The organism is Kitasatospora sp. NPDC023118 (assembly GCF_055560875.1).
Window position 1 is genome coordinate 2,495 of record NZ_JBVHHW010000079.1, and the last position, 2,385, is coordinate 4,879.

Below are 2,385 nucleotides of genomic sequence, written 5' to 3' on the forward strand. Positions count from 1 at the left end.
GGGTGGCGGTGTCGATCACGCTGACCGTGTTGTCGCCGTTGTTGGTCACATAGGCGTGCAGACCGTCGGGCGTGATCGCCACGCCGGTGGGTGCGGTTCCCACGGGAATGGTGGTGGTGACGGTGTTGGTGGCGGTGTCGATCACGCTGACCGTGTTGTCGCCGTTGTTGGTCACATAGGCGTGCAGACCGTCGGGCGTGATCGCCACGCCGGTGGGTGCGGTTCCCACGGGAATGGTGGTGGTGACGCTGTTGGTGGCGGTGTCGATCACGCTGACCGTGTTGCCGCCCTCGTTGGCGACGTACGCGTGCAGACCGTCGGGCGTGATCGCCACCCCGGTCGGGAGACCGCCCACCGCCACCGTCGGATCCAGCGGACTCACAACGGCCGCTCCCTGATTGAGCCTTGCGAAGTCCCGCAGTTGACGCCACTTCGATTGAAAGTCGCTGGCCATAACACACCCCTTGATCCAAGTCTGATCGGGGGTGAGGCGCCCGAGAAAAGCTAGTTGACGTCACGTCAGCTGACGCATCAACAAGAGCTTCTCGCAACCTTTCCACGGGTGCCCACCCGGCATTTCCGCTGGCCGTCTTGGCCAGAACAGGCGAAAGCCTGTCCCCCGGGAGGGGATGGGCAGCCCGCCGGGTCGATGCCAGTAGTAACCCACCATCCCTGCAGTTGGAACAGACCGCGCACGAAGAAGTCACTCGAACGGAGCAGTGCTTGTTGCCAAGTTCACTTATGACTCAAGTCGAGTTCTATGAATGTCTCTACGCCCGGGCTGACTCGCTCTTCGAGCTCACCGATTCGGTGCTGTGTGCGGACGGGTCGGTGAAGACTTTGGTCGAGCTGTCGCTGGCGGTCGAGCACCGGTGGGGGCGCGGTGCCCATTAGGGTGCGGCTCTTCTGAAGGAAAGGGCTGAGCTGGGAGAACGCTGATCGGGGCTGTGCCCGGGGCTGTTCGTCTCTACCGTGGTGGTGGAGGAGGGCGGCTGATGGGTTCGCTGTTCGAGGAGTTGGAGGCGCGCGAGGCGGCTGCCCGGGTGCGGGTGGAGGAGTTCGAGGCTGAACTCGCAGCGGTGTCCGCCAAGTTGGAGCTGGCTCGGCAAGGGCTGGAGCGTCTGCGGATCGCGCGGGAGACGGTCGCCGAGGTGCTCGCGGAGATGACGCCGCAGACGCCCGCGGTGACGGTCGATGCCGGACAGTCGCCTGCGGGTGAGCGGGTGAGCGGGTGAGCGGGTGAGCGGGTGAGCGGGTGGCGTCGGCGTATGCGGGGGCCGAGCGGCGGCTCATCGGGGTGCTGACCGTGCCGAACTGGCAGCTCGGGATGGGGCCGGAGGTACTGCCGCCGGTCTACCGGGACATCGTGGAGGTGGTGGCGGATGCGCCGGGTCCGGTCCGTGCCGAGCAGATCGTGCCCAGGATCGGGCTGCCGGCCGAGACCGGGAAGATCGAGGGCACGCGGGCGAAGCTGAAGCGGCACGTGGAACGGGGCTGGCTGGAAGAGGACGCTCCGGGGCCGTTCACTCCGGCCCGCCGCCGGACGGCTGCTTCGTCCAACTCCCTTTAGCCCCAGGGATCTTCCGCCTACATTCGAAGGTGTGAACCGTGTCGGATGCAGGACGGGAAGAGCCCTGGAGATGAAACAGTACGACACCGATGCCACCGCTGACCCCTTTGCCCGCTCGGTCAGCGCCTTCGAGACGCTGATGTGCACCCTGTCGGGCGGCGATGCGAGCGCGTGGACCCACGCCGAGCTGGAAGAACACCTGGAGGTGGCGGGGCGGGAGCTGTTACGGCAGCTGTTGCAGGACCATCTGGACCTGCGCGCCCGGCAGGAGGAAGAACTCGTTCGCGCCGGTGCCAGGCCTGTCGTGGTGGGGCCGGAGGGGTGGGTGCGGCCATGGCGGGAGACGGGTCACGCGCGCTGGCTGGCCAGCGTGTTCGGGCTGGTCCGGGTCACCCGCATCGCCCACCGGGGCCCAGGCGCCTGCAACGTCCACCCGGCCGACGCCGCGCTGTCTCTGCCGGCGGGCCGGCACTCGATGGGATTGCGGCGGCTCCCGGTCACCGAAGCCGTGCACGGCTCGTTCGACCAAGCTCAGCAGGCCATCGAGCGCCGCTGCGGGAACGTGCTGGGCAAACGCCGACTCGAAGAGCTCGTGGTCACCGCCGCGGCCGACGTCGACGGCTTCTACCGCGCGAGGATTCCCGTCCCGTGCAGCCGACAGATGCCGGTGGTGATCCAGGTGGACGGCAAGGGCGTGGTCATGCGGTCCGAGGCCCTGCGCGAGGCCACCCGCCGGGCTGCCGCGAAAGCCGCATCAGCGGGCGGGCATCGCGGCCGGCTCGCGCCGGGCGAGAAGCCGAACCGCAAGCGGATGG

3 protein-coding genes and 2 pseudogenes are annotated in these 2,385 nt (G+C 68.1%); 4 read left to right on the top strand and 1 reads right to left on the bottom strand.

What is annotated here, in order from left to right:
• A partial coding sequence (locus ACZ3UD_RS37540) for a YncE family protein (protein WP_465598559.1) occupies positions 1-454 on the bottom strand: 454 nt, incomplete at its 3' end.
• Between the two features lie 287 nt (positions 455-741).
• Between ACZ3UD_RS37540 and ACZ3UD_RS37545 the strand changes: the two are divergent.
• The 4 genes and pseudogenes from ACZ3UD_RS37545 to ACZ3UD_RS37560 all read left to right on the top strand — a co-directional run.
• Positions 742-888 (top strand): annotated as a pseudogene (locus tag ACZ3UD_RS37545) (NF041680 family putative transposase); the annotation flags it as partial.
• A gap of 107 nt (positions 889-995) precedes the next feature.
• Positions 996-1,235, top strand: coding sequence for a hypothetical protein (locus ACZ3UD_RS37550; RefSeq protein WP_465598562.1), 240 nt, complete (start codon positions 996-998; stop codon positions 1,233-1,235).
• A 20-nt stretch (positions 1,236-1,255) separates the two neighbouring features.
• On the top strand, positions 1,256-1,570 hold the full coding sequence (locus ACZ3UD_RS37555; RefSeq protein WP_465598565.1) for a hypothetical protein: 315 nt from the start codon (positions 1,256-1,258) through the stop codon (positions 1,568-1,570).
• 70 nt (positions 1,571-1,640) lie between these two features.
• A pseudogene (locus ACZ3UD_RS37560) lies at positions 1,641-2,385 on the top strand (ISKra4 family transposase); the annotation flags it as partial.